The 1,751-nt window shown below is 71.9% G+C and carries 2 protein-coding genes; both read left to right on the forward strand.

Annotated features, from left to right (window positions below):
- The coding region (locus tag ACIQOV_RS40220) for a YcaO-like family protein (RefSeq protein ID WP_401055937.1) at positions 1 to 994 on the forward strand (994 nt) is incomplete at its 5' end.
- Positions 985 to 1,689, forward strand: a complete 705-nt coding sequence (locus ACIQOV_RS40225; RefSeq protein ID WP_401055939.1) for a TfuA-like protein — start codon at positions 985 to 987, stop codon at positions 1,687 to 1,689. The genes ACIQOV_RS40220 and ACIQOV_RS40225, both read left to right, overlap by 10 nt.
- Positions 1,690 to 1,751 lie beyond the last annotated feature (62 nt).

A 1,751-nucleotide genomic window follows, 5' to 3' on the forward strand; every position in this document is an offset into this window, starting at 1 on the left:
GGCCCGGGTCTCGGCGATGATGGAGGCCATCGAACGTCGCTACTGCGAACCGGACGGCCGCCCCGAACCGCCGCTACCGTACGAGGTCATGAGCGAGCGGATGCCGACGCTCGACCCCCGGCGGCTCGTCCCCCGCCGCGGCCACCACTGGACGCCGCAGACACCCACCACCTGGTGGCCGATGCACTGCCTGCGCAACGACGTCGACATCGCGGTGCCCGCGGTCGCCGTCTTCACGCCCTTCCCCCACGAGGGCGGACTGATGTCCTCCAACACCATCGGCCTGGCCGCGGGCAACGACCCCGTCGACGCCACCGTGCAGGCGCTGTACGAGGTCATCGAACACGACAGCACGGCCTTCGGCGAGAAGCTCGGTCTCGGCCACCTCGTGCCGCTCGACACCCTCCCCGACGCGCACCGGGAACTCGTCGAGCGCTTCGAGCGGGCCTCGATCAGCGTCACCGTCCACGCCTACACCGGCGCCCTGCCGGTCCCCACCTTCCTCGTCACCACCGACGACACCCACTCCCGCGACGGCATGCTCTTCACCGGAGGAGCGGGCTGCCACCTCAACCCGGAGATCGCCCTGATGCGGGCGCTCACCGAGGCCGCGCAGTCCCGCCTCATCGTGATCGCCGGGGCGCGCGAGGACCTGGAGGGCCAGGCGTACCGGCGCCACGCCTCGTACGACGAACTGCGCGACTACCTCCACGCCTGGAGCGAGGGCCGGCCGTGGCTGCCGTTCCACGCGATCCCCGACCGCGGCTCCGGCGACAACGCGGTCGACCTGGCGTTCCTGCTCGACATGCTCGGGGAGCACGGCCTGCACCTCGTCCTGCGCACCAGCCTGGCCCCCGAGGGCCTTCCCTTCTCCATCGTCAAGGTCGTCGTACCGGGCAGCGAGTTCACCCACGTCGACCACCTGCGGGCCGGCGTGCGCCTGCTCAAGGCCCGCACGGCGGAACGACCGGATTGGACGGCGGCATGGCGGTGACACTGACGGTGTACGCAGGCAGTTCCCTACTGCCCCGGGACACGCGACAGCTGTGCGGAACCGCCGACTCCCTCGGGATCGACCTGGCCGTGCGGCCACCGATCATCCGCGGCGACCTGCTGCGGACCCCGGTCGAGGGCAAGTGGAACAACCGCGCCCTGATCCTGGACGGGGAGTTCGGCCAGAACCTCTCGGTCTCCGTCACCGAGATCCGCGAGTACCTCGGACGCGGCCTCTACCTCGCCGGTGCCTCGTCCATGGGCGCACTGCGCGCCGTGGAATGCCGCACGCTCGGCATGATCCAGCACGGCTGGGTCTGCGAGCAGTACCTCGCCGGGCACGTCGAGGCCGACGCCGAGGTCTCCCTGCTGATGGACCCGGTCACCAGCGAAGCCCTCACCGTGCCGCTCATCAACGTGCGGTGGCTGCTGCAGCACCTGGTCGAACGCGGCGAGCTGGACACCGCGACCGCCGCGACCGCCCTGGAGGCCGCCCGACGCGTGAACTACCGCGCCCGAATCCCCGAGGCGCTCGCCAACGCCTTCCGGCGCGCCCTGCCCGCCGACGCCTCGGATCTGCTGGCACGGCAGTTGGAACCCGACACGATCCCCGATTGGGACCGCAAGCGGCTCGACGGCATCGAAGCCGTCGAGGCCGAACTGCACGCCCTCGCCCGCTTCCCCGCCCACACCTGACACCTGACACCGGCCCCCGCCCCGGCCCCGGCCCCGGTCCCGGCCCCCGGGGCCGCGCACAC

The organism is Kitasatospora sp. NPDC091257 (assembly GCF_044757675.1).
Taxonomy (GTDB): domain Bacteria; phylum Actinomycetota; class Actinomycetes; order Streptomycetales; family Streptomycetaceae; genus Kitasatospora; species Kitasatospora lactacystinica.